Origin of the sequence: Amycolatopsis sp. cg5, from assembly GCF_041346955.1 — a bacterium.
Lineage (GTDB): Bacteria > Actinomycetota > Actinomycetes > Mycobacteriales > Pseudonocardiaceae > Amycolatopsis.
In genome coordinates this window covers 1,201,903-1,227,612 of record NZ_CP166849.1, presented here as the reverse complement: position 1 = coordinate 1,227,612, position 25,710 = coordinate 1,201,903, and the positions used below count along the sequence as shown (strand labels likewise).

Below are 25,710 nucleotides of genomic sequence, written 5' to 3'. Positions count from 1 at the left end.
CGCCACCCACGCGGACATGCTGGGCGCCTACTCGAACCGAAGGAGCGAACCATGAACGCGCGAGTGCTCACCATGATCGGCCTGCTGGCCGGCGCGATCGGCATCGCGGTGCTGTGGGCGTCGGGGGTCGTCTTCCCGTTCTACCCGCCGCCGGGGATCCTGCTGCTGAGCGCGGGCACGGTCATCGTCGCGCTGGTCAAATGGCGCTGGGCGCCGCTCGTCGGCACGGCGTTGGGACTGTTCATCATCGTCGGTTTCCTCGTCAGCCCGACCGGGATCGGCAACCTGACGGGAGACGCCGGCGCCGCGACCTCGATCGGCACCGTCGTCCAGCTCGCGGGTGTGCTGCTCGCGACCATCGCCGGCGTCGCGGCGACCACCACGCCAAGCCGAGTCACGGGCTGACGACGCCCGCGAAGGCCGCCTTGATGTCGGCGTCGGACGGGGTCACGTACATCTCCGACGGCGGCCCGAGATCGGCGGACAGGCCGTAGCGGGTGTAGTGAATGGTCTGGGGACAGCTCGTGCCGCCGACCTCCGGGCGGGCGTCGGCCACGAGCGCGCCGGTCCTCAGCTCGTAGGCGCGGATCGGGATCACGATCTTCTTGAACGTCACGTCCGTCGGGAACCCGCGGAGGCCGCTTTTGCTCGTGTACGGGCAGGTCCGGACCGGCGTGCCGTACTCGGCCTTGCCGACGCAGACGATCAGCGCCGCGTCTTCGGGACCCGGCGCGCGCCATTCGGCGGGCAGACTGCCCGTGTAGGCGGTGTCGCCGTACATGAGCACGCGATTCGGTCCTTTCGCGTACGACGGCGCGCCGCTGTACTTCGCGGGATTGCGGCAATAGCTGAGTTCCGAAGTGCCGTACGCACCGGCGAGCAGACCGCGGACGGTCGACAGTTCGATCGCCAAAGTGACCTTGCGGACGCCTTCCTCGGCCTTGGGCGTGAAGTTCTGGCCGCGGTAGCGGTCGAGGTACTGCTGATATCGCGCACGCGCGAGTTCCAGGGAGTTCAGGGCCAGGTAGTGGTCTCCGCAGCCGACGAGCGCGGCGGGCGCGGTGCGGGCGACCACCTCGGCGGACCGGTTCAGCTCGTTGTAAGCGGACTGGTGACCGCGAAGCCAGTCGGTGACTGTCGCGATCTCACAAGGGTTCTTGGCCGGGACACCCGAGAGGAAATTGTCGAGCGTCTTGCCGACCATTTTCTCGTGACCGGGAAAATCCCCGAGCACGGACGACAGGGTGCTGAAACCCGCCTGCAACGCCGAATCGTCGCCTGCCAATCCGGTGGAAAGGCTGTCCGCGGCGTTCGACAGCCGGTGACACGCTTCGACGGTCCGTTCTCCCCGCACCGTGAGCGGGCCGTTGGTGACGCGGTGCCCAAGCCACAGCCGGTCGAGCGCGGCCAGCGCGGGCGCGCAGTCGCCGCTTGCGCGGGCGTCGGTGACCGTGTCCTCGATCGTGGCGGCGCCCAGCCGGAAAAGGCCTACGGACACCAGCACCGGGACCGCGACGAGCACCGCGATCGCGCGCTGCCAGCCGACTCGCGAGCCGTCCTTGGCCGCGAGGAACCAGCCGTGCGCGATCGAGAGCAGCCACCAGCAGAGCACGGTGATCTCCACCCAGACCTCGCGGACCGTGGCGAGCATGATCACGAGGGCGAGCGTGACCAGCCACGTGAACACGGCGAGCCCTCGCCGCTTGAGAAGCAGGTAGCCGACACCGAGCAGCGAAGCGTTCCCGATCGCGACGGCGAGCGGGTCGTGCGGCGCCGGTTCCGGTGCCGCCAGGAAGTCCGGCCGGTACTCGGGTGCGAGGTCCATGCCGAGGATTGTCGGCATCCCGACCGGGACCCCTCCCGGTGTTCAGCCCGCGAAAGCGCGGCTCAGGTGGTCTTGCAGCCGCGCGTGGCGGAACTGGTAGACGGCGCCCGCCTGGCGCAGAACCCCGCGCTGGTAAGCGTCTTCGAGGAACGCGAGCATCGCCCACGGCAGTTTTCCGGTCAGCGGCAGCCAAATCCGCGCCAGGATGACCCATTGTCCCCACGCGGTGAACGCGAACGCGTACGCGAAGCCCGCGCCGAGCCCGCCGACCGCGCCGATCAGCAGGCCGCCGCTCGGTGTCCAGATCAACTCGCCGAGCACGCCCTGCAGCAGGCCGACCACGACCCAGCCGGCGACCATGATCGCGACGACGAGCAGCGGCACGAGCAGCAGCAGCTGGCGGATGACGGTCGCGCGGTTCGCCGCGACCAGGCCCGCCGGGCTGGTGACCGCGTTGAGGTCGAGCGGCGCTTCGACGACGGCCGCGAGCCCGAAGACCGGTCCGGCCGCCAGCCCGAAGATGAGGCCGGTGGTGATCATGTTGATCCCCGCGGCCTCCACCACCCAGCCGAGCTCACCGGGGAAGCCGAACATCAGCAGGCGCGCCAGCACGGTCACCGGGCCGTAGCCGAGGCCGACCACGAACCCGCCCAGCATGCCAGCGCCGGTCCTGATCAGGAAACGCCTGGTGAGCCCGCTGCCCCGGTCGCCACGGCCGAACAGCCGCACGCGCATCCTGGACGGCTCGAACACCGTCCCGCCGACGACCACCATCAGCCCGTAGACCAGGCCGAAGCCGAGACCGACGACCGGGCCGACCAGCAGCCCGTCGATCAGGGCCGCCCGCAGCCCGAAGCCGACGCCGAAGTTGACCATGTTGACCGGCAGGAAGAACACCCAGTCGGCCACGGCGGTCGCCACCGAGGCGACCAGCACCACGGTGAGGATGCGGGACGAGCGGCTCAGCGAGTGGCCGAGCTGCCACCACGCCAGGTCACGGGTCTCGAGTCTGTCGAGGTGCTGGGCGAGGTAGCCCAGCCAGCGCTGCGCGCGGTCCGCCTCCCACGGCTCCGTGGTGCCGGGGCGCTGCCGGTAGACGGTCGGCACGAAGCTGCCGAGCAGATGGTCTTCGAGCGCCTCACGGTCGGGGAACCGGGCCGAGTCCAGCAGCACGGCCGGGTCCTGGCCGGGTGTGTCGCTGTAGACGGTTCTGGCCAGCACGACCATCAGCGGGGTGGTCAGCACCGCGGCGAGGTCGGCGGCGCGGCCGTCGCGCAGCTCGGCGAGCACCGGGTCCCAGACGGTCCCGCCGCCGGCGTCGCGGCGCGTGGTGCGGGGCAGGTAGTTGGCCAGGTCGGCGGGCGTGAGGTCGATCAGCTCGATGCCCGCGGCGCCGGTGAGCACGTCGGTGGCCGCGATGGCGTCGGTGTACTCGGCCGGTCTGCTGGTCAGCAGCAGCGGCAGGGTCGTGGCGTTGAGCGACTCCAGCGCGTGGCCGTGCAGCCCGGCGGCGAGCTCGTCGAACCCGTCCAGCACCGGCAGGATGTGGCCGCCGTCGACCAGCGCGGCGGCCAGCGTCGAGCCGCCTGGCGCGCGCTTGGCCAGGCCCGGGTAGTCGCGCAGCAGCTGGGCGGCGAGCCAGTCGCGCAGGGTGCTGGCCCTCGGATCCCAGGAACCGAGGCTGAAGATCACCGGCACCGGCTCGCCCGCCGCGCGCGTGCGCAGGTAGTCGAGCACGAACCGCAGCGTCAGCACGGTCTTGCCGGAACCGGCCCTGCCGAGCACCACCAGCCGCTGGGACGGGATCCGCCGATAGGTGCCGTCGATCTCGTCGAGCGAGCCGGTCAGGTTCAACGGGACCGCCGCGGCGCCCGCCGGGACCCGGCCGATGTTGTCGTCGTGATCGGTGAGCAGCGCGGACACCGGCTGCCAGCGCACCGGCAGCGGGAACGGGTCGTGGATGCGGCGCTGCTCCTCCTCGCGCTGCCAGCGGCCGCCGACCACGCGGGCGAGTTCGTCGGCGGCGTCGCTCAGCGCGTCGCGCGGCCGCGGCTCCGCGGGCTCTTCCGGCTCCTCCTCACCGGCTTCCGAAAGCAGCTTCCGGCGTTCGGCCGGGGAGATGTCGAGCGCCTCGGCGAGCAGCTTCACGGTGCCCAGCCGGGGGTCGGTCGGGTCGCCGGTCTCCAGCCTGCGGATGGTGCGCACGCCGACACTGGACCGTTCGGACAGCTGCTCCTGCGTCATCCCCGCCTGCCGCCGCAACTGCCGCAGCAGCGTGCCGAACTCGCTCGCCAATTCCCCTCGCCCCTCGCCATCGGCGTGACTTTTTCCCGCGATTGACCATAGCGCGGGCACCGGCCGTATTTGGCCGGTTCGCGACCTGGTCTGCTGATCAGTGCGAACGCCAGTATCAGCGGGGTCAACCGGTGACCTACCGACGAGGAAAAGTGGGAATTCGATGAAGACGCGTTTCCGGAGTTCACGGGGCACGGCCGCCGTGGTGGCGGGCCTGGCCTTCGCTTCCGCGCTGGCCGCGCCCGCCGCCGTCGCCGAAGCGGTGACACTGCCGCACTTCGAAAACGGATTCGGGCTCACCGTGGTCCAGCAGCCGGAGTGGGTGGAGCAGAGCGAGGGCCGCCGCACGTTCACCTTCAGCGTCAGCTCCGACCAGGTGCCGACGCCCACGCTGCTGCCCGGCCAGCTCGCCGGCCAGCACCTGATCATGGTCACGCTGCCCGACGGCTACGACGACACGGCCGCGACCCGCTACCCCGTGCTCTACAACCTGCACGGCAACCCGGACCGGCCGAACACGCTGCCGAACCTGCAGATCACCGAGCGCTCGACCAAGAACACCCCGCTGATCACGGTCGCGCCGAACGGCGTCCGCAGCTGGTACTCGAACTGGGTCAACCCCGGCGCCGTCGGCCCGCAGAACTGGGAGAACTTCCACCTGGGGCAGCTGATCCCGCTGATCGACGCCAACCTGAAGTCGATCGGCACCAAGGAGGGCCGGGCGATCGTCGGGCACTCGATGGGTGGTTTCGGCGCGTTCCACTACGCCGAGCACCGGCCTGACCTGTTCAGCTACGTCGGCGCGCTGTCCGGCGGTCTCGACCTGCTGAGCCAGGAGATGCGCGCCGCGGTGATCGGCACCTCGGTCGATTCGAGCGCCGGCGTCCCGACCGTGGGGGCCGACGCGATCTTCGGGCCGCCGATCTGGCCGTTCGACGGGATCTGGAACGCGCAGAGCCCGGCCCAGCACGTCTCGTCGCTGCGCGGCATGGGTGTCGCGATGTACACGGGCAACGGCGGCAACCTGCTCGACAACCCGATCCAGGCCGTGTTCGAGAACCGGGCCAGGGAGACCGCGCTGGTGACCGCGGCCAACCTGAACGCGGCGGGCATCCCGTTCTACTTCGCCGACTACGGCGACGGCAGCACCTGGGCGCCGGGCTGCACCGGCAAGCACGCGCAGCAGCCGTGCCTGCAGGCCGACATGGACCACTTCGTCCCGCTCATCCTGCAGCGGCTCCAGCACCCGTGACACCCGGCCTGCCGGGCGGTGAGGGGGCCGCCCGGCAGGCGGCGAAAGGACCGACATGGCCGAATACCGGCACCGCGTGAAGTCAAGCGGCGGAGGTGGCTGCCTGGTGATCGTGGGAATCCTGTTCGTGCTCATGCTGCTCGTGTCGACCTGCCGTGAGCTGCCGAGAAGCGAACAGTTGCCAGGCCAGGAAGGCCAGCGCGAGAATCAGGTACGTGTTGCCGACCACGTGCTGCCACGGCGTCCAGGCGAGTTCGCGGTCGCCGCCGCCCGGCAGGAACCGGAACGGCGGCGCGGTGAACACCACCGCGAGCACGAGAACCGGCAGCCGCTTCAGGCTCTTGGCGAACACCAGCAGCGCGGGCGCGATCCACACCCAGTGGTGTGACCAGGAGATCGGCGAGAGCACCAGCGCGGCGGTCGCGGTGACGACGACGGCCATCGGCGCGTCGACCCGGCGGATGACGACCACGGCCGCGGCGATCACCAGCAGCGCGAGTACCCACCACAGCAGGCCGTCGGGCGGCAGGTGCAGCCTGCGCAGCGCGGCCGCGATCGTCTGGTTGGTGTGCAGTGGTGACGCCGCGAGCCCGCCGGCGCCGGTCAGCCTGCCGCCGAACCAGTACGTCATCGAGGCGCCGGGCGCCATCACGAAGCCGGCCAGGCTCGCGGCGGCACCGGTGGCGGCGACCGTGAGCGCGGCACGGAAGTCCTTGCGCAGCAAGAAGAACAGCAGGAACGCGGCGGGGGTCACCTTGATCGCCGCCGCGATCCCGACCAGCATCCCCCTCGGCCATGGCGGCTTCTCGGCGAGACAGTCGACGACCACCAGCGCCATCAGCAGCATGTTGATCTGACCGAACGACAGCGTGCCACGCACCGGCTCCAGCGCGAGCGCCGTGCACACCAGCGCGGCCACCGAGGCAGTGCGGGGCGTGACCGTCCACAAGCGACGGATGACCACCCGCATGGCCGCCCAGAGCGCGGCCAACGTCAGCCCGGTCATCAGCAGCGCGGCCACCGTGAGCGGCGGGATCGCCAGTGGCAGCAGTGCCAGCGCGCCGAACGGCGGGTAGATGAACGGCAGCGAGACGCCCACGCGGGTGACGGGCAGCAGCCCGTACGGGTCACGGCCGGCGACGAGCGCCTGCGAGCCGAACCGGTAGACCTCCAGGTCCAGCGGCGCGAAACTGCAGACGCTGAGCAGGACAGCGAGCGCCACCACGACCGCGCCCGCGATGAGCAGCAGTTCACCGCGCCGGCTCATCGGTGCGCCCCGGCAACGAGCTGCTTCGCGCTCGGAAGGTTCGCCGCGACACGCTTGCCGCGCGCGATCATCGGCGTCTCGACCCAGCGGTGCAGCACCCAGGCGATGCCGAGCGCGACCGCCGCGGTGGCGATCGCCTTGGCCCAGCCGGGCGGCCACAGCAGGCCGGTCGGGGCCGCGGCGATGACCTGGCACAGGTAAAGCCCGTAGGACCGGTCGCCGACGAACCGCAGCGGACGGCACGCGAGCACGCGCTTCACCGGTCCCGGCGCGAGCACAGCGACCAGCAGGATCGCCGACGCGAGCGCGTAAATCGGCGTGAACCAAGGGATTCCGCCGACCAGCGGGACCAGATCACCGACGCACAGCTGGAAGACGCAGAAGCCGAGCGCGATCGGCACCGCCACGACCGGCCGCATCAGCGGGCGCACCAGTGCGAAACCCTTGGGGTGGTGCATGAGCAGCGCGAGCAGGCAGCCGATGACCAGCGAGACGTAGTGCGCCGCGAGCTTGCCCCAGCCCATCCCGCCGGTCAGCGGAAGCACCACCCCGACGACCGCCACCACGGAGACCACGCAGATGCCCATGCGCAGCCAGAGTTTCTGGCTCTTCACCAGCCCGGTGAGCACCAGCAACGCGGGCCAGACGAAGTAGAACTTCTCTTCGACGCCCAGCGTCCACGACATGCCCAGCGGGGTGTTGTAGTCGACGAGTTCGTTGCCGAACACGAGGTACAACGGCATCGCGTCACCCAGCCTGCTGCTCCAGAACTGTCCGCCGATCACCACGAACAGCGCCGTGACCGCGAGGACCGTGTAGTAGAGCGGCATGATCCGGAACACCCGGCGCACCCAGAACGCGCGCAGCGACACCCGGCCGTCGCGGTCCTCCTCACGCAGGCAGAGCGTCGTGATCAGGAACCCGGACAGCACGAAGAACAGGTGCACGGCGATCCAGCCCTGCACCCCGTCGAGGGCTTGGCCGCCGTAGTGGAAGAAGACCACGGCGACCGCGGCAAGCGCACGCAAGCCGGTGAGCCCGTGGAAGTGTCGGGTGGCGAGGTACTCGGCATGGCTCATCGGCATGCCGAGCAGCTTCGGGCTTGATCGCTGAACTGAAGCTTAAGTCAGCTGAAGACGTCTTCAGCTTTCCGTGCGCGGCAGCCGGACGGTCAAGGTGGAACCCTCGACGGAGACGGTGCCGCCGTGCGTGTGCGTGATCTCGGCCACGATGGCCAGGCCGAGCCCGGAACCACCGTCGTCACGGTCGCGGCCCGCGTCGAGCCGCACGAACCGGTCGAAGACGCGCTCGGCGTCCTCCGGCGGGATGCCGGGACCGTCGTCGGCGACGGTCAGCACGCATTCGTCGTCCACTGTGGACACGGTGACGCGCACGCTCGACGTGGTGTGGCGTTCCGCGTTGTCGACGAGGTTGCGCAGCAGCCTGGTGAGCCTGACCCGGTTGCCGGACACCACGGCCGCGGTGTCCACTTCGGACGTGATGGTGACGCCTTCGCGCGCCTCACGGTCTTTGAGGCAGGCGTCGACCACCTCGGCCAGCGGGACCGGGACGAACTTCCCGGTCTCGGCGCCTTCGAGTTTGCTGAGCAGCAGCAGGTCGGCGACCAGTTCTTCCATCCTGGTGACGTCGAGCAGCACGTTCTCGCACGACTGCCGCCATTCGATCTGCTCGGGATAGGTGAGCAGGACTTCGAGCTGGTTGCGCATGGTGGTGAGCGGGGTGCGCAGCTCGTGGGACGCGTCGGCGGTGAACTGGCTCTGCCTGGTCACCGCCGTGTCCAGCCTGGCCAGCATGGTGTTCATGGTGGCGGCGAGCCGCGGGATCTCGTCGCGGCCAGCGGGCTCGGCCACACGGCGGCCGAGGTCGTGGGCGCTGATCTCGGCGACCTCCGCGCGCAGCGCCTCGACCGGCCGCAGCGAGCGGCGCACGGCGAACCAGGCGATCACGCCGATCAGCAGCGACACCAGCGGAATCGCGACCAGCAGCCAGGTCTTGGTGGTCTCCGCCCCCCACTGCGCGGCCGGGTCGGGCGTGGCCGCCGCGTACACGACGTAGCGGTGGTCTTCGGAAGGACCGGTGGCGGTGTACAGCGGAATCGGCTGCGAGTCGTTCACCAGATCCGGGTCGTTCCGCTTGGCGTAGTCGTAGAGCTCGGCCAGGCAGTTCATCGGCTCGCGCCCGTTCCGGTCCACCTTGTACAGCTCGAAGGTGACGAAGTGGAATCCGCCGTACTTCCCGTTCACGAGCAGCGGCTCCCCTGCCCAGGGCACCGGGCAGCTCGCCAGCCGCTTTCCCTCCCGATCGACGATCTCGTAGATCATGTCGGAGATCCTGCTGTTGATCTTGTCCACCGGGGTGCCCGCGTTCAGCAGCTCCTGGATCCGGTAGACCCGCTGCTTGGCCGTCTGGATGGCGTTCGTTTCGAGCCGATCCTGCGCCTGCAGTACGAAGAAGACCCCGGTCGCGCCGAGCGCGATCATCGACGACAACGCGGCCGCCGCCGCGACCCGGAACCGCGTCGACCGCCACAGCTCACGAAGCATGCGGCACCACCAGATATCCGGCGCCGCGCACGGTCCTGATGGTCTCGGCGCCGAACGGGGTGTCGATCTTCCGCCGCAGCGCGCTCACGTGCACCTCCACCACGTTGGCCGTCGCGGTGGACGCGAAGTCCCACAGGTTCTCGAGCAGCTCGTCCTTCGTGACCACCTCGCCAGGCCGCTTCAGCAGATAGGCGAGCAGCGCGAACTCCTTGGCGGTCAAGGGAATCTCGGTCTCGCCGCGACGGCACCGATGGCTGCCGGGGTCGAGTTCGAGGTCGCCGAGCCGCAGCGGACCGGCCTGAGTGGACCCGCCGCGCCGGATCAGCGCCCGCAGCCGGGAAAGCAGCACCGGGTAGGAGAACGGCTTGGGCAGGAAGTCGTCGGCGCCGGTGTCGAGCGCCTCGATCTCGTCGTGTTCGCCGTCCTTGGCGGTGAGCATCAGGATCGGCGTGGTGTCCCCGTTCGCGCGCAGCCGCTGGCAAACGCGGTAGCCGTTCAGCCCCGGCAACATGATGTCGAGGATCATCGCCGAGTACGGGTTCTCTCCGGCGAGCCACAGCGCGTCGCGGCCGTTGTTCGCGACGTCGACGGCGTAGCCCTCGGCCGTGAGCCCGGCCCGCAGGGACTCGGCGAGGCGCCGTTCGTCCTCAACCACCAGTACGCGCATCCGGGTACGGTCTCACATCATGACCGCGACGAACCGGATCACCACGCCCCTCACCGCGGACCTCCTGCGTGGCGCCCAGGACTTGGAGCGCACCGCGCACGGCCTGCTCCCCCACCGGCTGCCCGCCTGGGCACGCGCGCAGTGCGCCGATCCCCAGCTGGCCACGGCCGAGTCGAAGCCGTCCGGCGTCCGCCTGGCCTTCCGCACCGAGGCCACCACGATCGAGCTGGACGTCTTCCGCACCAAAATGGACATTCGCGGTCTCCCGCCGCGGCCGGACGGCTGCTTCGACCTGGTCATCGACGACCGGCTGGTCGCGCAGGCCCGCACCAGCGGCGGCGACGTCCACCTCGCGGACCCGGCGACCGGAGCGGTCGAAACCCGGTCCGGCCCGGCCTGCACGCTGTGCTTCACCGACCTGCCGCCGGGCGCCAAGAACGTGGAGATCTGGCTGCCGCACAACGAACGCGTCGAACTGGCCGCGCTGCGCACGGACGCCCCCGTCTCGCCGTCACCCGGTAGTGGCAAGCGGGTGTGGCTGCACCATGGCAGCTCGATCAGCCAGGGCTCCAACGCCGAGAGCGTCACCGGCATCTGGCCGATGGTCGCCGCCAGGCTCGCCGGCACCGAGCTGATCAACCTCGGCCTCGGCGGCAGCGCGCTGCTCGACCCGTTCACCGCCAGGACGTTGCGCGACACCCCGGCCGACGTGATCAGCCTGAAACTCGGCATCAACCTCACCAACGCCGACCTCATGCGCCTGCGCGCGTTCGGCCCGGCGGTGCACGGCTTCCTCGACACCATCCGCGAAGGCCACCCGTCGACCCCGATCCTGCTCGTCTCCCCGCTCTTCTGCCCGATCCAGGAGGACACCCCCGGCCCGGTCGCCTTCGACGTCGACGCGCTGCGCGACGGCGAACTCCGTTTCGTCGCGACCGGCGACCCTGCCGAGCGTGCCGCCGGGAAGCTGACGCTCAAGGTCATCCGCGAGGAACTCGCCCGCATCGTGCGGGAACGCGCCGATCCCCGGCTGTCCTATCTGGACGGACTGGAGTTGTACGGGGAGGCGGACTTCGACGAGCTTCCGCTGCCGGACCGGCTGCACCCGGACGGCGCGGCGCACCTGCGCATCGGGGAACGCTTCGCCAAGCTCGCCTTCGGCCCCGGCGGCCCGCTGGCGGTTCGGGGATAAAGCAGGCTTTACTCCCGGGGATAAAGCCCGCTTTATCCCCGGGAGTTTAGCGGGCTTTATCCCCGGCCTGACCCGCGAAGCGAGGCGCCTCGGGTGACGGGTCGTGAGTGGTACGGCCGGTTAGAACCGGCCGTACCACTCACGACTACCGGGCGACGAGGTCGGTGACGGCGCGGCGCAGGGTCTCGCGGACCGTCTCGGCGTCGTCGAGGTCGCCGCCGCTGAGCGCGCCGTCGCGGAGCAGGACCAGCACGCGGGCGGCATGGCCGGGGTCGGGGTGGCCGAGCGAGGCGGCCAGGTCCCCGAGTTCACCGGAGAACCAGGCGCGGTGGTCGTCGATGACCTGGCGGACCTTGTGCGCGGGGTCGGGGTACTCGGCGGCGGCGTTGAGGAACTGGCAGCCGCGGAAGCCCTCGCCAGTGGTCGCGTTGCCGACGACGGCCATGGTGTCGACCAGGGCCTCCAGCGCGGGCTTGTCCTGCCGCGCGGCGGCGACGGCCGCGCGGATGCGCTCACTGGTGAGCGCCAGGTAGGCGGCGACGAGATCGTCCTTGCCGGGATAGTGGCGATAAAAGGTCGCCCTGGTCACAGCCGCTTCCGAGATGAGCCGGTCGACGCCGACCGCGTGGATGCCCTCGGCGTAGAACAGCCGCGCGGCGGTTTCGAGGAGGCGGTCCTTGGGGTGCGTCATGCCCGCACCTTAGAGAAAGAACGTTCGTTCCACAAGGCGGTCTTCATCACGTTGCCCAGCACCCCCGGGCACCGCAAGATAGCTACCAGAAAGACCGTTCGTTCTCCCACGGAGCCCAAGGAGTCACCATGACCGCCACCAAGCCCACCATCGTCCTGGTCCACGGCGCCTTCGCCGACTCGTCCAGCTGGACCGGCGTGGTCTCGAAGCTGCGCGAGCAGGGCTACCCGGTGGTCGCCGCCGCCAACCCGCTGCGCGGTGTCGAGTCCGACGCGGCCTACGTCGCGGACGTCGTCAACGGGGTGGACGGCCCGGTCGTGCTGGCCGGTCACTCCTACGGCGGCGTGCTGATCAGCCGCGCGGCCGCCGAGACGCCGAACGTGCGTGCGCTGGTCTACATCGCGGCCTTCCAGCCGGACAACGGCGAGAGCGTGTTCGAGCTGTCCGGCCGGTTCCCCGGCGGCAAGCTCGGGCCGGACACCACGAATGTCCTTGTCGCACAAGGCAACCCCGAGCTGTCGATCAAGCCCGAGGACTTCGCTGAGGTGTTCGCCGCCGACGTCCCCGCCGAGACCGCGGCCGTCATGGCCGTCACCCAGCGGCCCGTCGCCGAGCAGGCGCTGGGCGCGGCGTTCGATGGCGTGCCCGCCTGGACGAAGCTGCCCTCGTGGGCGCTGATCGCCAACCACGACAACGCGATCCCCGCCGCCGCCCAGGAATTCATGGCCAAGCGCGCTTCGTCGGAGATCACCAGGATCGACGCTTCGCACGCCGTCTCGGTGTCCCAGCCCGGCGCCGTGGCCGACGTGATCGTCGCGGCGGCCACGCACGCCGCCTAGGCAAGCCGGGAAACCTGATAGTGCTCGATCTTCGACCGCCTGACCAGGACGTTGAGGTAGACGTTCACGGTCGGGCGGTCGTCGAACGTGAAGTCGACGGTCAGGTAGCCGGAGACGAGATCGTCGGCGAGCCGCCTGGTTTCCAGAATCCGGTACCGGGCGGTCATTCCGAGCGGCTGCGACGCGTAGTACTCGGCGACGCCGGGCCGTCCGACGCTGTACGGGTGCAGCCCCTGGAAGATCGCGTCTTCGGTGAAGAGCGCGGCGACGCGCTCGGGCTCGTGCGCGTCGACGGCGGCCTTCCACCGGTCGAGCACATCGATCAGTGTCTCTTTCTCGTCCATCAGTGCCCCGCGCTCTGTCCGCCGTCGACGTGCAGGATCTCGCCGGTGACGAACGGGGCGTTCTCGAGGTAGACGATGGCTTCGACCACGTCGTCGATGTCGCCCATGCGGCCGACCGGGTGCAGCGCCGCGAGGAACTCGTGCGTCTCGGGCGGGTGCATCGGCGTACGGATGATGCCGAGCGCGACGGTGTTGGCGCGGATGCCGCGACCGGCGTATTCCACCGCGAGCGACTTCGTGACCGCGTTCAGCCCGCCTTTGGTCAGCGACGCGAGCGCCGACGGCACCTGTGAAAGCGCGTGATCGGCGAGCGTGGTCGACACGGTCACCAGGTGCCCGCCGCCGGTTTCGAGCATCGCGGCGACCGCGCCGCGCGAGACGTCGAAGAAGCCGCGCAGGTTGAGCCCGGCGACGGCGTCGAAGTCCTCGTCGGTGTAGTCGGTGAACGGCTTCGCGATGAAGACGCCCGCGTTGTTGATCAGCGTGTCGACCCGGCCGAACTCCGCCAGCGCCCGCTCGACCACGCGAGCGCCGGCACCCGGCTGGGACAGGTCGCCCGCCACGGTCAGCACGCCGGGATCATCGGACGGGGTGATCGATCTGGATGTCGCTACGACGTCGTAGCCGAGTTTGCGGTACGCGGTGACCAGCGCGGCTCCGATGCCCTGGGACGCGCCGGTGATGATGGCAACCTTGTTCTCAGTCATGGCACCGATACTCACCCGTGGAGAGCATTGTGGCCACGACGCGCTTTCTACCCCGTGGGAGGCGCAGGCTCCTACCGCTTGTAGGGGTCGCCGCCGGGCAGCCACACGTCCGCGTCACCGAGACCCAGATCACCGACATCACGGGTGAGCGCGTCGGCCGCGGCGCGCACGACCGGGCGGACCTCGTCACGGCACCAGACCAGCGACCAGGTCCAGTACACCTTCGGCCCGGCGACCGGGCGCCGCACGAGATCGGGCGGCAACGGCGTGGTCTGGCCCTTCGGCGAGTTGAGCACCGCGCCGCCGTCACGCCGCACCTGGTCGAAGAACGCGGGCCCGGTGATGCCGCCGTCGCCGATCCGCCGCAGCCGGGCGCCGGTGTCGGCGGCCAGCCGCTCGGCGAAGACGTTCCACGAAGACCAGGACGCGGTGTCGTCGTCGACGAGCACGGTCAGGTCGCGCGCACGCACGGGCCCGGTGTCCGAGCCGGTGGACACGGCGTAGAGCCGGTCGGCGCCGAGCAGCTTGGCCTCCAGCCCGAGCCGGTCGAGATCCTCTGCGCGCACCCAGCACACGGCCAGGTCCAGGCTGCCTTCCGCGACCCGCGCGGCCTGCGCGTGCGACGGCACCACCCAGGCGTCGACGTGCAGCTGCGCGACGCCCGCGGTCCGCCCGGTCAGGTCGGCGGGCAGCCAGTTGACGTATCCGATGCGCACCGGTTCGGAGCCCGACAGCCGCTCGGCGTGGTCGCGCAGCTCGCCTGCCTGCTTGAGCAGCGCGCGGACCTGCGGCAGCAGCGCCTCGCCCGCGGGCGTGAGCGCGACCGAGCGGTGATCCCTCGCGAACAGCGGGACGCCGAGGTCGCGTTCGAGTGCCTTGATCTGCTGCGACAGCGAGGGTCCCGCGATCAGCAACCGCGTCGCGGCCCTGCCGAAATGCAGCTCCTCGGCGACGGTGACGAAATACCTCAGCTGGCGCAGCTCCACGAATCGCCATGCTACGTGCGGTGGGAGGCCGCGGCTCCCACGCGGGAGCAAAGCGGTCGTGGCCGTCGCGGCGGACGCCGCCACACGATGGCGCCATGATCGTCACGCTGCAAGAGAACCGTTCGCTGTGGACACACGCCGTCCGGGCGGGCTCGGCGCTCGCCGGTGGCATGGGCTTGGGCCGGTTCGCCTACACCCCGATCCTGCCGATGATGACCGCGCAGGCCGGGCTCAGCGTGTCCGATGGCGCGAGCCTGGCCACGGCCAACTACGCGGGTTACCTGATCGGCGCGCTGGCGACGGCGTTCGCGCCGCGGCTGGTCCGCTCCCCTGCCGTCCACCGCGCCTCGTTGGTGCTGCTCGTGGTGACGCTGGCGGCGATGCCACTCGCCCACAGCACCCCGCCATGGCTGGTGCTGCGGCTGCTCGCGGGCATCGCGAGCGCGGTGGTGTTCGTGACCGCCGCGAGTTCGCTGCTCGGTCACCTGCGCGGCTATCCGCTGAGCTGGGCGCTGGGCGGCGTCGGCATCGGGATCGCGTTGTCCGGCCTGCTCGTGCTGATCCCGGCGCACGATTGGCGCGTCGCCTGGTGGACGGCGGCGGCGGTCGCGGCGCTGTGCGCGGCCGGCGCTTGGACGCTGCGCCTGGAATCGGCACCGTCGCCGTCTCGGGAGCCTGAGGTGCGGGACGCGCGTCGCCCGTTCTCGGCCTTGCTCGCGAGCTACACCCTCGAAGGCGTCGGCTACATCATCGCGGGCACGTTCCTGGTCGCCGCGGTCGAGCAGCGCGCATCGGGCTGGATCGGCGGCGCCACCTGGGTTCTCGTCGGACTGGCCGCGGCGCCGTCACCCGCGCTGTGGGCCTGGCTGGGCCGCCGCTTCTCCCTGGCCCGCCCGGATCTGCTGATCGCGGCGCTGGTGCTCCAAGCCGTCGGCATCGCGCTGCCCGCGGTCGCCGACGGCGTCGCGCCCGCGCTGCTCGCGGCGGTCCTGTTCGGCGGGACGTTCCTCGGCATCAGCTCGCTCACTCTGGCCACCGGAGGCATGCTGCGCTTCCCGCGCGCGGTGGCGCTGCTGACCACCGGCTACTCGGCCGGCCAAATACTGGGTCCGCTCATCGTGACTCCGTTGCTGCGCAACGGTTATCACCAAGCCCTGGGCCTCGCGTCCGCCATCGTCCTCGCCGCCGCCGTCGCGGCCTGGGTGTTAGCCCGAAAGCCACTTTCGTCAGATCGGATCTGACGAAAGTGGCTTTCGGGCTGGAACGAGGGGTTACCAGGGCTGCCAGGCGCCGTTGTACCACTGCTCGTTGGCGCTGTCGTTGTGGTGATCGACGTTGAAGTCGTTGGGATAGTTGTTGACGTGGTTGTGCGGGTAGGTCCAGATGCCGGCGGACTCGTCGCAGACGTAGTCCCAGTGGCAGATCGACTTCACCGGCACGTTGCCGAAGAACCGGTCGGCGCCCGCGAGCGGAGCGCCGACGAACCCGCCGAACGGCACGCTGCCGCCGTTGGCGCCGGGCGGCGCCTGACGCTTCGGGTCGGAGACGAGGATGGCGTTGACGTTGTCGAACGTCTGCCAGTTCTCGGTCACCCAGGTGTGCACGACGGCGGCGCCCAGCGAGTAGCCTGCCACCTTCGCGTGCTGCCACGGGCAGGCCGCGCGCTGGTCGCGGATGAGCCGGTTCAGCTCATTGACGCCCGCGCGGGCGCTGGCGCCGTTGGGAATGGTCGTCGGATACCCGACGTGCTGCTGGATGTTGCCGGTGAACCCGTCGTTGTTCCACGAGCTGCCGGTGCCGCCGACGACGATCGTGTAGGTCCCGTCGCACGAAGCCGCGTGCGCCGCGGGCGCCTGCGCCAGAGAAATCCCCGCCGCGGCAAGAAGACCGGCCAGAAGCACTGAAGTCCTTTTCTTCTTCATGCCGGCGACGCTAACGACGACCGATGAAATCCCGATGACACCTGCCGTCAGGCGCGTTCGCCCGCACTCCGCTCGACGCAGAACTCGTTGCCTTCCGGGTCGAGCAGCGTGACCCACCCGGTCCCGTCGGGCCTGCGGTGGTCCTCGTGCAGCGTGGCCCCCAGCCCGAGCACCCGCTCGACCTCGGCGTCACGCGTCCGCTCCGTCGGCATCCAGTCGAAGTGCACGCGGTTCTTCGCCGTCTTGGGCTCCGGCACGCGGATGAACAGGAACCCGAGCGCGGGCCCCTGCACGAGCACCTCCGGGTCACCGGGAGCGTCCTCATCGGACAGCGGCCAGCCGGTCACGGCACTCCAGAAGCCCGCGAGCCCATACGGATCGGCGCAGTCGACGGTCACATGGCGAAGGATCATGAGCCGCAGCCTAAAACGGCCGCAGCGTGAACAGGTTGTCGGCCGGGTCGACGGTCGCCAGCAGCCGCACCCCGACCCTGAACTCCGGCTGGTTCGCGGCCCGGTAGTCCGCCTCGAACTCCGGCACCCCGGCGCCGGCGATCCGCAGGCTCAGCCACGCCATTTCGGTTGATTCGTCATGGGATTCCTCCACTTCGACGGCGACCACCTCGGCGACGGCGGGGCGTCCCACCGCGAGCAGCCGCGCGGTGTCCTGCTTCTGGTCATCCGCGTCCCACCAGCTCCCGAGCCCGAAGAACGCCGAAACTCCCGCGCCGGCGAGCGCGAGCGCCACCTGCCACCACGACCAGCCGAGCTCGCCGAAGATCAGCAGTCCGGGCACGATCAGCGCGGGCAGCCACAAGCTCACGGCCAGCACGCGCAGCGCGAACCGCGAGCCCCGCCCGCCGATCGATGCCTGCCTGCTCACCCGCCCATCATGCCCAGCCCCCAAACCCCCACAGCAGGGCACTTTTACGGACCCTGGTCACGGGGGTCGTGAGCGTTGCGGGCGGTTCTAACCGCCCGCAACGCTCACGACCCCCTCCACCCAACGCGCCCCGTGCTCCACGGACCAGGCCGGGATAAAGCCCGCTAAACTCCCTCGCCACCAAGGCTTTACGCGCTCGGGGGTCGTGAGTGGTATTGCCGGTTAGAACCGGCCGTACCACTCACGACCTCAGGGTGAGTGGAGCGAAGGGGTGGTCCTGCCAGAGCTTGCGGGAGGTCTCCTCCGGGTAGGTGGCGACGGTCGACGGCGTGTCGAAGATCTTCGTAAGCCGTTTCTCGCCTTCGTAGGCGGGCCAGCCGGGGTCGCCGTGGGTGGCGAACGCGATCCACGCGGCGCGCATGTCCGCTGACACCGCTTCTGCGGCGGAGACGTCCTCGATGAGCATGCCGGGCTGCCCGCTCTGGAGGTTTCCGAAGACGAGCGGCACGTCAAGGCCATGGCAAGCACCCAGAAGCCCAGACCACGTCAGCTCGTACAGATAAGTAGGCCCTGTCTGCGCGAGGTGCAGCGTCGGCATGCGGAACAGCCAGTCCGAGTTGACGAGTTCACGCAGCTCTTCCTCGCTCGCGCCGGGAAAACCCTCGCGGTACCGGCGCGCGTCCGGCGCCAAGACCTCCAAGGGAGCCGACGCCTCGTCGCCCATGAGGCTGAAGAGCCGCTGCTCATCACGCGTATGCCCCGCGATGATTTCGACGTCCCGCGCGGTCTCCCACGGCGTCGTGGGCAGAACGTCGCCGTCGACCACGGGCGCGAACGGGATCGATCGGTGCGCGGCCAGACCCCAGTTTTCCGTCCACTGCCCGATCTTCGCGGTCACCACGTCACCGGCGGCCGTCAGCTCACACGGGTCCACAGTGGACAGCTGGCTCGCCGTAGCCGTCAGCCCGTACTCGGCCGCGAACGCCGACGCCATGTCAGCGCCCAGTTCCGGTGTGAAGAACGTACCCGGCACGCTCTGCGCGATCGCCCGCCGGAAAAGCCCGGCCGCCCGCGGCATCACCAGCAGCGAGGCGACCGACCCGCCACCCGCCGACTGCCCGAACACCGTCACCCGGTCCGGATCGCCCCCGAACGCCCGGACGTTGTCGCGCACCCACGTCAAGGCGGCCACCTGATCCAGCAGCCCCCGGTTGGCGGGCGCGCCCTCGAGCTGGGCGAAACCCTCGATCCCGACGCGGTAGTTGAACGTCACCACGACGACGCCGTCGCGGGCGAGCGTGGCGCCGTCGTACTCGGGCAGGCCGGCCATGCCGATCCCGTATGCGCCGCCCTGGATCCAGACCATGACCGGCAGCCCGGCGTCCGGGCCGGGTTCGGGTGACCAGACGTTGACGGTGAGCCAGTCGTCGCCGCCGGACACCGCGTCCATGCCGAACGCGCCGGCCTGCGGGGGCGGCGGGCCGAACTCGACGGCTTCGCGCACCCCGTCCCAGCGCCCGGCAGGCCTGGGCGCGGCGAACCGGAGCGCGCCGACCGGCGGCTCGGCGAACGGGATGCCGCGGAAGACCGCGACCCCCGATTCGCGGGTGCCACGCAGTTTCCCCGCCGTCACGCGAACTTCAGGTCTGTCGCTCACCGCGCGCATCATCCTCGGTGAATCCCGATGCGCGCCACCGATTTACCGGTACGCTCGGTGACCATGTGCCGATACGCGGAGTCGACCTACAAGGTCCATTACGTCTGCGTGGCCTGCCGCAAGACCCACAAGTACGCCTGGGACGGCGCCGATCACCCCTGCCCGTCGTGCCGCCTGCCGATGACCTACGCCGGGCACGACTTCGCCGCGCCAAGGCGTGGGAACGACTCCGGCTGGGCGGCGGTCGCCGCGGTGCTCGGAGCCGGGCTCAAGTACGAGGGGTTCGAGACGTGCGGTTGCGGACGGGAGCCGAAGGCCCGGCCACGCACCCGCGCTCAAGCAAGAAGGTGGCGAGCCGGACGCGAGGACCAGGAAGCCCCGTAAGACGCTCGGACGAACACGGGACTCGCCGGGTCCGGCGCACCCGGCGAGCCCCGTTCGCCGGTCAGTCGTGCGGGTTGGTGATGGTGACGTCGTAGCCGGCGCCGATGGTGAGGGGCGCGCGCAGGTCCTGCTTGCCCGTGTCGGACAGCTTCTGGAGCGCCGCGGCGCGGTCGACCGCCTGGGGCCAGTCGGCTTCGCGGCCGGGGGTGCAGGGCTTCTTCATGTGCTTGACGCGGATCTCGTTGTAGGTCTTGAGCCACGCCTTCTCGTTCTTGCCGGACGCGGGAGTGCCGCCGGCGGCCGCGGTGGTCTCCTTGACGATCTTGGGCATGCCGTCGCAGTCGCCGGCGCCGGGGCCCATCATCAGCGCGGTGTCGAAGAGGTTCTCGATGCCGAGGTTGGTCTTGAGGCCGATCTTGCTCGCCGTGGTCAGCGCGGGGGTCAGGTACATGTCGTGGCCTACGGTGATCTGCAGCTGCTGGAACGCCTTGTCCTTGGCGGCGGTCTTCCAGTCTGCGGGGAACTTGGAGCCGAGCTCCTTGACGCTGTCGCTGCCGGAGTCGGCCAGCTTGCGCAGGGTCGGGGTGTACTTCTCGAGCACGTTGCCGGGCTTGGCCTTGTTGTACTTCTCGACCAGCTGCAGCATGTCGCCGGTGGCGGTGCAGAACCCGATCCAGCCCGCGGTCCAGCCGCAGCCGTCCTTGTCGTTCTCGATGTTGCCGTACTGGGGTGCGTTCGCGCCCTGCTCGAACACCGCGGTGATGTCGTCGAACATGAAGACGGTGGTCTTGTCGGGTGCGGCCGAGGCCGCGCCGGTCAGCACGAGGCCGGCCACCACCGCGAGCGAGACTGGTGCCAGGTATAGCTTCATTGCTACCTCCGGAATCCTAGAGCGCCGAGGGGGATTCCGCCTCGGGGATGAGCAGGAGCGGTGCGCCGGTTCCGTCCGACGGGACGGCCCAGACATCGGAATGGCCGCCGCCGCGGGGGATCGCGTAGCCGATCGTCGCCGCGTCGAGCCAGGCGGGCTGGTCGTCGACGCTGCGGGTTTCGGCGAGTGGGGTGATCGTGCCGGTGGCGAGGTCGAGCACGGAGACCCGCCAGCCCTTGGCGGGGTCGCCGTCGATGGCGGACTTGTAGGCGACGCGTTTTTCGTCCGGTGACAGGGAAGGGCATTCGACGTTGTCGCGGAGCGTGCGGATCGTGCGCGTCGCGAGGTCGCCTTCGACCAGGTAGCGGTGGGCGCCGGTGGACATGGTCGCGTAGAACCGGTTCTGCTGCGAAGTGAAGGTGACACCCCAGAAGTTGAGGTCGGCGGCCTGGTAGGGCTTGCCGTCCACCGTCACGGTGAAGTCTTCGAGCGTGCCTTCGAGCAGGTCGGTCGTGATGTCCATGATGCCGGCGCGGGTGGAGAAGCGGCCGCCGTTGTACGAGTCGCCGGTGACGAACACGGTCCAGCCGAACCGTTTCCCGTCCGCGGACACCCTGGCGCGGTTGGGCAGCCCCACCAAGGGAATCTCCTTGGTGACCGAGAGCTGCTTGTCGAGCACGACGAGCTGGTACGTGCTCAGCCCGCCTTCCGCACGCAGGCAGATGCCGGTGCCGCTCGCGGCGTAGACCCGCGCGCAGCTCAGCGCCGACACCGACCGCGCGCCGCCGGGGTCGCTCGTGGCGACGGTGGCGACGCGGCCCGCTTCGCCGTCGGCCGTGCTGCGGAACACCAGGCGGCCGCTGTCGAGCGTCACGACGCCGGTGGCGGTCGCGGCCTGGCCGCGGGATCCGGTCAGTCCGATGTAGACGGCCGCGGTCACGGCGAGCGCGAGCACGCCGGCGATGGCGATCCAGATCCGGGTGCGGGTGGTCATGCGGTCACCTCCTTCTTGCGCGGCGCGAGCAGGAAGAGGGTGATCACGATGGCGACGCCGACGGTGCACGCCGCGACGGCGATCGCGGTGCCCGCGCCCCACAACTGCCAGGCGAGTCCGAAAAGGACGGACGAGACGAAGTAGGAAAGCGCTTGCCCGGACTGCACGATGGAAATACCGGTGGTGCGCAGGGCCTCCGGCAGCAGCGGCCCGGCCAGCGCCATGAGGACGCCGTCGGTCGCCGCGTAGAACGCGCCGTAGCAGCCGAGGGTGAAGACGAACAGCGGCCAACCGGAGATCGGGCTGAGCAGCAGCACGTACACGGCGGCGAGCAGGCCGTATCCGCACAGCATCACCGGCAGCCTGCCGACCCGGTCGGCCAGCGCGCCGAGCGGCGCCGCGAGCAGCAGGTAGGCCAGGTTGGTGCCCACCGCCAGCAGCGGGAACCAGCCGGTCGCGATGTCCTCCTTGCGCTGCAGCAACAGGTAGACGAACCCGTCGCCGATCATGCTCATGCCCAGCACGCAGGCGGCCAGCACCAGGCGACGCACCCCGGCGCCACGCAGCAACCCCACCACCGCGCGGGGTGAGACCGTGCCTGCGGGCGGCCGCTCGCCGCGGCGGTCGCGCACGAACAGGCCGAGCAGCAGCACGCCGATCGCCGCGATGCAGAAGCTGGTGACGAACACGGCGTCGAAGCCGTCCACGCCGGTGGACGAGCCGACCGCGGCGAGCACCGCCACCGCGACCAGCGGCCCGGCGAACGCGCCGACGCTGTCCATCGCGCGATGGACCCCGAAGGCGCGGCCGAGCATGTCCTCCGGCGCGGACAGCGTGATCAGCGCGTCGCGCGGGGCGGTGCGCAGGCCCTTGCCGAGGCGGTCGGCCGTCACCACCACCCCGATACCCGCCGCGGACGAACCCGCGAGCAGCAGGCCGAGCTTGGCCACCGCGGAGAGCGCGTAGCCCACCCCGGCGACCGCCTTGCGCCGTCTGACCCGGTCCGCGACGTACCCGCCGATCAAGCGCAGGAACGCCGTGGCACCGGTGTAGAGCCCGTCGACCAGGCCATAGGCGGCGGGGCCGAGATGCAGCCCCAGCACGAGGTACACGGGCAGGATGGCGGTCACCATCTCCGAGGAGATGTCGGTGACGAGACTGACCGTGCCCAGTGCCAGCACGTTCCCGCTCATGCCGCCGAGCGAGCGCCGCGAAAGCCCGCCTGGGTTGTCCTTGCGGCCGGTGCGGCGGCCGGTGGAGGCCAGGTACATGGGCTACTGCCAGACGCTCGTGATCGGCGACTTCTCGGCCGCGTGCCCGATGCCGGGGAGCCCGAACGAGGCTTCGATCGTGCGCAGCACCGAGTAGTGGTTGATGTTGTCGCCGTAGCTGCCCGGCTTGACGTGCGCGCCGGTGAACGTGGTGAAGATCTGGTTCACCGAGGTGTTGCTGTCCTCGTCGAAGGTGACGATCAGCAGGCTGTTGTGCGTCTTCGCCCACTGCGCGTACGCGTCGAGGTTGTTCTTCAGCCAGCCGTCACCGGTGTCGATCCCGCAATCGTGCATGTCGTTGCACATGTCGGGGGTCACGAAGGAGACGTGCGGCAGCTTCGAGAAGTCGCTCGGGAACGACGAGAAGCGCTTGTTGCTCGACGACGGCACGTTGCTGAAGTCGACCCAGCTGTTGTGCTTGCGCTTGTAGGTGCCGCTCGTGCAGCCGGTGTAGCCGTCGGACGGCATCGCCTCGGAGTAGCCGGTGAACTTCTTGCCCGCGGCGATCAGCTGCGCGCCGAGGTTCGGCTTGCTGCCGAGATTGGCCGGACAGCTGTCGCTGTCGACACCCTGGGTCGAGCCGGAGAACAGCGCGATGTAGTTCGGCTGGCTCGGATGCGTGACCGCGAACGAATTCGTGAACTTCGCGCTCTGCGAGGCGAGCTTGTTGAAATACGGCGCGCTGGAGCTGCCATTGATGGACGAGTATTTCTTGTTCTCGAACATCACCAGCACGATGTGGTCGAACGCGGGCACCGACGAGGCGACGGGCTCGATCGCGGGGCCGGTCGTGTCCTCATGCGACACCACGACGGCCGTGGCCACACTGGCCGCGACCACCGCCGCGGTCGCTATCCGCTTCCAGAACATGGCATCTCCTTCAGCTGTGCCGAGACATCCGATGTCTCGAAGGCATTTAATCCCTGGCAGTGGCATTTAATACACCAAGATCCACCGATCGGCGTAATTCGGCCCCTACGAAAGTAGGTGAGGTCGGACTATTTGGGAATTGATTGCACAGATTCGTGCAAGCGTTCGAACTGGTGCATACTTGAGGTGCCACCACCGACCGGCAGAACCCCCCACCTGCGGTTCTGCCGGTGGTTCTGCCTGGTGTCCCGGTCAGCGCCATGTTTCCATCGAGCGCGGTCAAGGGAGATATCACATGGTATCGGCAAACGGCTATACGATTGAAGAACTGTCCTCGGCCATTGGCATGTCGGTACGCAACATTCGTGCGCATCAGACACGAGGACTACTGCCCGCACCGGCGAAAAGCGGCAGGTTCGCGCTTTACGGGCCCGTGCACATGCGACGGCTCGAACAGATCGCGTCTTTGCAGAAGCAGGGTTTCAACCTGGTCTCGATAGCCGCGATGCTCGGCGCCGGCCACGAGTCGCCGGAGACCGGCGCCGCCTCACCCGAGGTGATGCGCGCCGCGATCGACATGGCGGCCGCGGGCATCCCGCTGCCCACCGCGCTGCGGTTTTTGGCGCAGGCCATGGACAGTGTCACCCCGGTGGCCCAGGCGATGGTGGACGCGCACGCCGAACGGGTGCCCGTCCCGTACGCCGAGGAAGATTTCACGGAGCTTCTTGTAAGCGCTTTCCGAGTGGCCGTGGCGAACCGGGCGCACGTCCGGTCCAGGCCACGGGCGGCAGCGGGTTGACGCGACGATGTCTCCGCGACGCCCCTGAACGCCGCGGAGACATCGGATGCCTGATCCGGGACCTCAGCCCAGCCACTCGGCCAGGCTGATCCGCCCGATCAGCGCGCCAGGCTCGGGCAGCAGTGTCCGCTCCCCCACCAGCTCGCCGAAGTAGCGGGCCTCGCGGTCGGTCACGACTTCACGCGGGTCGTTCTTCGCCGCCAGCGCGGTGCGCACCCACTCGTCGAGGCCGAACACCTCGGGCCCGGCGATCTCGACCGTGCCGTCGAGCGGGTCACCGACCGAGGTCCGGCCGACGACCGCGGCGACATCGGCGGCCGCGACCGGCTGCGCCCCGCCGTCCGGCAGGCGCACCACGCCGCCGACGGTCGCGCTGTCCGCGATGCCGGCGGCGAACTCGAAGAACTGGGTCGCGTGCACCAGCGAGTACCGGAGCCCCGACTCCCTGATCAGCTTCTCCTGCGCCACCTTCGCCCGCATGTACCCCGAGTCGCCCGCCCGCTCGGCCCCGACGACGGACAACGCGACGTAGTGCCCGACGCCTGCGGCTTCGGCGGCCGCGATCAGGTTGCCGGTGGAGGTCGTGAAGAAGGCCAGCACGTCGTCGTCGGCGAACGACGGCGAGTTCGAGACGTCGACCAGCACGTCCGCGCCCTCCAGCACCTCCTTGAGCCCGGCGCCGGTGATCGTGTCGACGCCCGTCGAGGGAGCGGCGGGCACCGCCTCGTGCCCGTGTTCGCCGAGCCGGGCGACGACAGTCGATCCGATCAGCCCGGTCCCGCCGATCACGACGACCTTCATGGGTGGCTCCTTCATGTCCCGCGTCCGGCCGATCCGGAACGCCTCGATGAGCTGGGACAGGGCAGCCTGCCGAGTTGTGACACCCGCTAGTCCGTTCGAGTGAAGTGGGAAGTCCGGGGCGCGCGGGTGTCGATCGGGGGCGGTGGTGGTTCGACGAGTGGGTACCAAGCCGAACTGAGGAGAGCTGAAATGACCGCGACCATCACCGCCCCCGCCCAGGTCAAGACGTCCGTCCGCGTGGTGACGGCGACCGTTCGGAGCCTGCTGGGGCTGCTTTTCGCCGTGACCGGCGCGAACGGGTTCCTGTACTTCATGCCGGGCGACGCCACCGGGCTGCCCGAGGGCGCGCTGAAGTTCAGCGTCGCGCTGTTCGAGACCGGGTACATGATGCCGCTGGTGGCAGGCGTTCAACTCGTGACCGGGATTTTGTTGCTGGTGAACAGGTTCGTCCCGCTGGCGCTGACGGTGCTGGCTCCGATCGTGGTCGGGATCTTCGCCTTCCACGTCTTCCTGGAGCCGTCGGGGCTGGCGCTCGCCGGGCTGATCGGGGTGGCGCTGGCCTACCTGGCGTTCGCGCACCGGGACGCGTTCCGGCCGATGTTGCACGCGAAATAGCACTCGCGAACCATC

27 protein-coding genes are annotated in these 25,710 nt (G+C 69.8%); 8 read left to right on the top strand and 19 right to left on the bottom strand.

The annotated features are described in order from the left end of the window. Window positions 1-51 precede the first annotated feature (51 nt). Window positions 52-405 (top strand): hypothetical protein, encoded by a 354-nt coding sequence (locus AB5J62_RS06045; protein ID WP_370947114.1) that lies wholly within the window; start codon window positions 52-54, stop codon window positions 403-405. On the opposite strand, the gene AB5J62_RS06040 is transcribed toward AB5J62_RS06045, so the two are convergent. After that, complete coding sequence (locus tag AB5J62_RS06040) at window positions 395-1,825, bottom strand: hypothetical protein (protein WP_370947113.1); 1,431 nt, start codon at window positions 1,823-1,825, stop codon at window positions 395-397. The genes AB5J62_RS06045 and AB5J62_RS06040 overlap by 11 nt on opposite strands. A 42-nt stretch (window positions 1,826-1,867) precedes the next feature. Further along, on the bottom strand, window positions 1,868-4,120 hold the full coding sequence (locus AB5J62_RS06035) for an NACHT domain-containing NTPase (protein WP_370947112.1): 2,253 nt from the start codon (window positions 4,118-4,120) through the stop codon (window positions 1,868-1,870). A 163-nt stretch (window positions 4,121-4,283) separates the two neighbouring features. Here AB5J62_RS06035 and AB5J62_RS06030 point away from each other — a divergent pair, with 163 nt between their 5' ends. Next, window positions 4,284-5,372, top strand: a complete 1,089-nt coding sequence (locus AB5J62_RS06030; protein ID WP_370947111.1) for an alpha/beta hydrolase — start codon at window positions 4,284-4,286, stop codon at window positions 5,370-5,372. Between the two features lie 82 nt (window positions 5,373-5,454). On the opposite strand, the gene AB5J62_RS06025 is transcribed toward AB5J62_RS06030, so the two are convergent. From AB5J62_RS06025 to AB5J62_RS06010, 4 genes are read right to left on the bottom strand one after another with little or no spacing between them, the layout of a single operon-like run. Continuing rightward, window positions 5,455-6,639, bottom strand: a complete 1,185-nt coding sequence (locus AB5J62_RS06025; protein WP_370947110.1) for a glycosyltransferase 87 family protein — start codon at window positions 6,637-6,639, stop codon at window positions 5,455-5,457. Next, window positions 6,636-7,724, bottom strand: a complete 1,089-nt coding sequence (locus tag AB5J62_RS06020) for an acyltransferase family protein (RefSeq protein ID WP_370947109.1) — start codon at window positions 7,722-7,724, stop codon at window positions 6,636-6,638. The genes AB5J62_RS06025 and AB5J62_RS06020 overlap by 4 nt, the downstream gene beginning before the upstream one ends. Window positions 7,725-7,781: 57 nt before the next feature. Continuing rightward, complete coding sequence (locus AB5J62_RS06015) at window positions 7,782-9,203, bottom strand: sensor histidine kinase (RefSeq protein ID WP_370947108.1); 1,422 nt, start codon at window positions 9,201-9,203, stop codon at window positions 7,782-7,784. Then, window positions 9,193-9,870 (bottom strand): response regulator transcription factor, encoded by a 678-nt coding sequence (locus AB5J62_RS06010; protein ID WP_370947107.1) that lies wholly within the window; start codon window positions 9,868-9,870, stop codon window positions 9,193-9,195. Before AB5J62_RS06010 ends, AB5J62_RS06015 begins: the two co-directional genes overlap by 11 nt. Before the next feature lie 19 nt (window positions 9,871-9,889). On the opposite strand from AB5J62_RS06010, the gene AB5J62_RS06005 reads away from it, so the two are divergent. Continuing rightward, window positions 9,890-11,062 (top strand): SGNH/GDSL hydrolase family protein, encoded by a 1,173-nt coding sequence (locus tag AB5J62_RS06005; protein ID WP_370947106.1) that lies wholly within the window; start codon window positions 9,890-9,892, stop codon window positions 11,060-11,062. A gap of 145 nt (window positions 11,063-11,207) precedes the next feature. Here the strand turns inward: AB5J62_RS06005 and AB5J62_RS06000 are convergent, their stop codons facing one another. After that, window positions 11,208-11,753, bottom strand: coding sequence for a TetR/AcrR family transcriptional regulator (locus AB5J62_RS06000; RefSeq protein WP_370947105.1), 546 nt, complete (start codon window positions 11,751-11,753; stop codon window positions 11,208-11,210). A 128-nt stretch (window positions 11,754-11,881) separates the two neighbouring features. On the opposite strand from AB5J62_RS06000, the gene AB5J62_RS05995 reads away from it, so the two are divergent. Next, window positions 11,882-12,592 carry a lipase family alpha/beta hydrolase gene (locus AB5J62_RS05995; RefSeq protein WP_370947104.1) on the top strand — a complete coding sequence of 237 codons (711 nt, stop codon included), beginning with the start codon at window positions 11,882-11,884 and terminating at the stop codon, window positions 12,590-12,592. Here the strand turns inward: AB5J62_RS05995 and AB5J62_RS05990 are convergent. The 3 genes from AB5J62_RS05990 to AB5J62_RS05980 form a co-directional block, all read right to left on the bottom strand. After that, window positions 12,589-12,936, bottom strand: a complete 348-nt coding sequence (locus tag AB5J62_RS05990) for a nuclear transport factor 2 family protein (protein WP_370947103.1) — start codon at window positions 12,934-12,936, stop codon at window positions 12,589-12,591. The two genes, AB5J62_RS05995 and AB5J62_RS05990, sit on opposite strands and share 4 nt — an antisense overlap. Beyond that, a complete protein-coding gene (locus AB5J62_RS05985; RefSeq protein ID WP_370947102.1) occupies window positions 12,936-13,643 on the bottom strand; it encodes an SDR family NAD(P)-dependent oxidoreductase in 708 nt (235 codons plus the stop codon). Before AB5J62_RS05985 ends, AB5J62_RS05990 begins: the two co-directional genes overlap by 1 nt. A gap of 71 nt (window positions 13,644-13,714) precedes the next feature. Then, on the bottom strand, window positions 13,715-14,629 hold the full coding sequence (locus AB5J62_RS05980; RefSeq protein WP_370947101.1) for a LysR family transcriptional regulator: 915 nt from the start codon (window positions 14,627-14,629) through the stop codon (window positions 13,715-13,717). Window positions 14,630-14,724: 95 nt separating this feature from the next. On the opposite strand from AB5J62_RS05980, the gene AB5J62_RS05975 reads away from it, so the two are divergent. Beyond that, window positions 14,725-15,870 carry a YbfB/YjiJ family MFS transporter gene (locus AB5J62_RS05975; RefSeq protein WP_370947100.1) on the top strand — a complete coding sequence of 382 codons (1,146 nt, stop codon included), beginning with the start codon at window positions 14,725-14,727 and terminating at the stop codon, window positions 15,868-15,870. Window positions 15,871-15,900: 30 nt separating this feature from the next. On the opposite strand, the gene AB5J62_RS05970 is transcribed toward AB5J62_RS05975, so the two are convergent. The 4 genes from AB5J62_RS05970 to AB5J62_RS05955 all read right to left on the bottom strand — a co-directional run bounded on the left by AB5J62_RS05970 (window position 15,901) and on the right by AB5J62_RS05955 (window position 19,099). After that, window positions 15,901-16,551, bottom strand: a complete 651-nt coding sequence (locus tag AB5J62_RS05970; protein WP_370947099.1) for a cutinase family protein — start codon at window positions 16,549-16,551, stop codon at window positions 15,901-15,903. 47 nt (window positions 16,552-16,598) lie between these two features. After that, the gene (locus tag AB5J62_RS05965) at window positions 16,599-16,964 is read right to left on the bottom strand and encodes a VOC family protein (protein WP_370947098.1); all 366 of its coding nucleotides are present in this window, start codon (window positions 16,962-16,964) and stop codon (window positions 16,599-16,601) included. A 10-nt stretch (window positions 16,965-16,974) separates the two neighbouring features. Then, window positions 16,975-17,433: a hypothetical protein gene (locus tag AB5J62_RS05960; protein ID WP_370947097.1), complete on the bottom strand. Its 459-nt coding sequence runs from the start codon at window positions 17,431-17,433 to the stop codon at window positions 16,975-16,977. A 241-nt stretch (window positions 17,434-17,674) separates the two neighbouring features. Beyond that, window positions 17,675-19,099: a carboxylesterase/lipase family protein gene (locus tag AB5J62_RS05955; protein WP_370950194.1), complete on the bottom strand. Its 1,425-nt coding sequence runs from the start codon at window positions 19,097-19,099 to the stop codon at window positions 17,675-17,677. Window positions 19,100-19,153: 54 nt separating this feature from the next. On the opposite strand from AB5J62_RS05955, the gene AB5J62_RS05950 reads away from it, so the two are divergent. Beyond that, entirely contained in the window at window positions 19,154-19,474 is a 321-nt protein-coding gene (locus AB5J62_RS05950; RefSeq protein ID WP_370947096.1) for a hypothetical protein, read from the top strand. A 61-nt stretch (window positions 19,475-19,535) separates the two neighbouring features. Here AB5J62_RS05950 and AB5J62_RS05945 read toward each other — a convergent pair whose 3' ends face one another. From AB5J62_RS05945 to AB5J62_RS05930, 4 genes are read right to left on the bottom strand one after another with little or no spacing between them, the layout of a single operon-like run. Beyond that, window positions 19,536-20,345, bottom strand: a complete 810-nt coding sequence (locus AB5J62_RS05945) for a chitosanase (protein ID WP_370947095.1) — start codon at window positions 20,343-20,345, stop codon at window positions 19,536-19,538. Between the two features lie 16 nt (window positions 20,346-20,361). Further along, window positions 20,362-21,339 carry a TolB family protein gene (locus AB5J62_RS05940; RefSeq protein WP_370947094.1) on the bottom strand — a complete coding sequence of 326 codons (978 nt, stop codon included), beginning with the start codon at window positions 21,337-21,339 and terminating at the stop codon, window positions 20,362-20,364. Beyond that, on the bottom strand, window positions 21,336-22,610 hold the full coding sequence (locus AB5J62_RS05935) for an MFS transporter (protein WP_370947093.1): 1,275 nt from the start codon (window positions 22,608-22,610) through the stop codon (window positions 21,336-21,338). The genes AB5J62_RS05940 and AB5J62_RS05935 overlap by 4 nt, the downstream gene beginning before the upstream one ends. 3 nt (window positions 22,611-22,613) lie before the next feature. Next, complete coding sequence (locus AB5J62_RS05930) at window positions 22,614-23,480, bottom strand: alkaline phosphatase family protein (RefSeq protein WP_370947092.1); 867 nt, start codon at window positions 23,478-23,480, stop codon at window positions 22,614-22,616. A gap of 295 nt (window positions 23,481-23,775) precedes the next feature. Between AB5J62_RS05930 and AB5J62_RS05925 the strand changes: the two genes are divergently transcribed. Continuing rightward, window positions 23,776-24,279 carry a MerR family transcriptional regulator gene (locus AB5J62_RS05925; protein WP_370947091.1) on the top strand — a complete coding sequence of 168 codons (504 nt, stop codon included), beginning with the start codon at window positions 23,776-23,778 and terminating at the stop codon, window positions 24,277-24,279. A 63-nt stretch (window positions 24,280-24,342) separates the two neighbouring features. Here AB5J62_RS05925 and AB5J62_RS05920 read toward each other — a convergent pair whose 3' ends face one another. Beyond that, window positions 24,343-25,080 carry an SDR family oxidoreductase gene (locus tag AB5J62_RS05920; RefSeq protein ID WP_370947090.1) on the bottom strand — a complete coding sequence of 246 codons (738 nt, stop codon included), beginning with the start codon at window positions 25,078-25,080 and terminating at the stop codon, window positions 24,343-24,345. 189 nt (window positions 25,081-25,269) lie between these two features. Between AB5J62_RS05920 and AB5J62_RS05915 the strand changes: the two genes are divergently transcribed. Further along, complete coding sequence (locus tag AB5J62_RS05915; RefSeq protein ID WP_370947089.1) at window positions 25,270-25,695, top strand: hypothetical protein; 426 nt, start codon at window positions 25,270-25,272, stop codon at window positions 25,693-25,695. The last annotated feature ends 15 nt before the right edge of the window (window positions 25,696-25,710 follow it).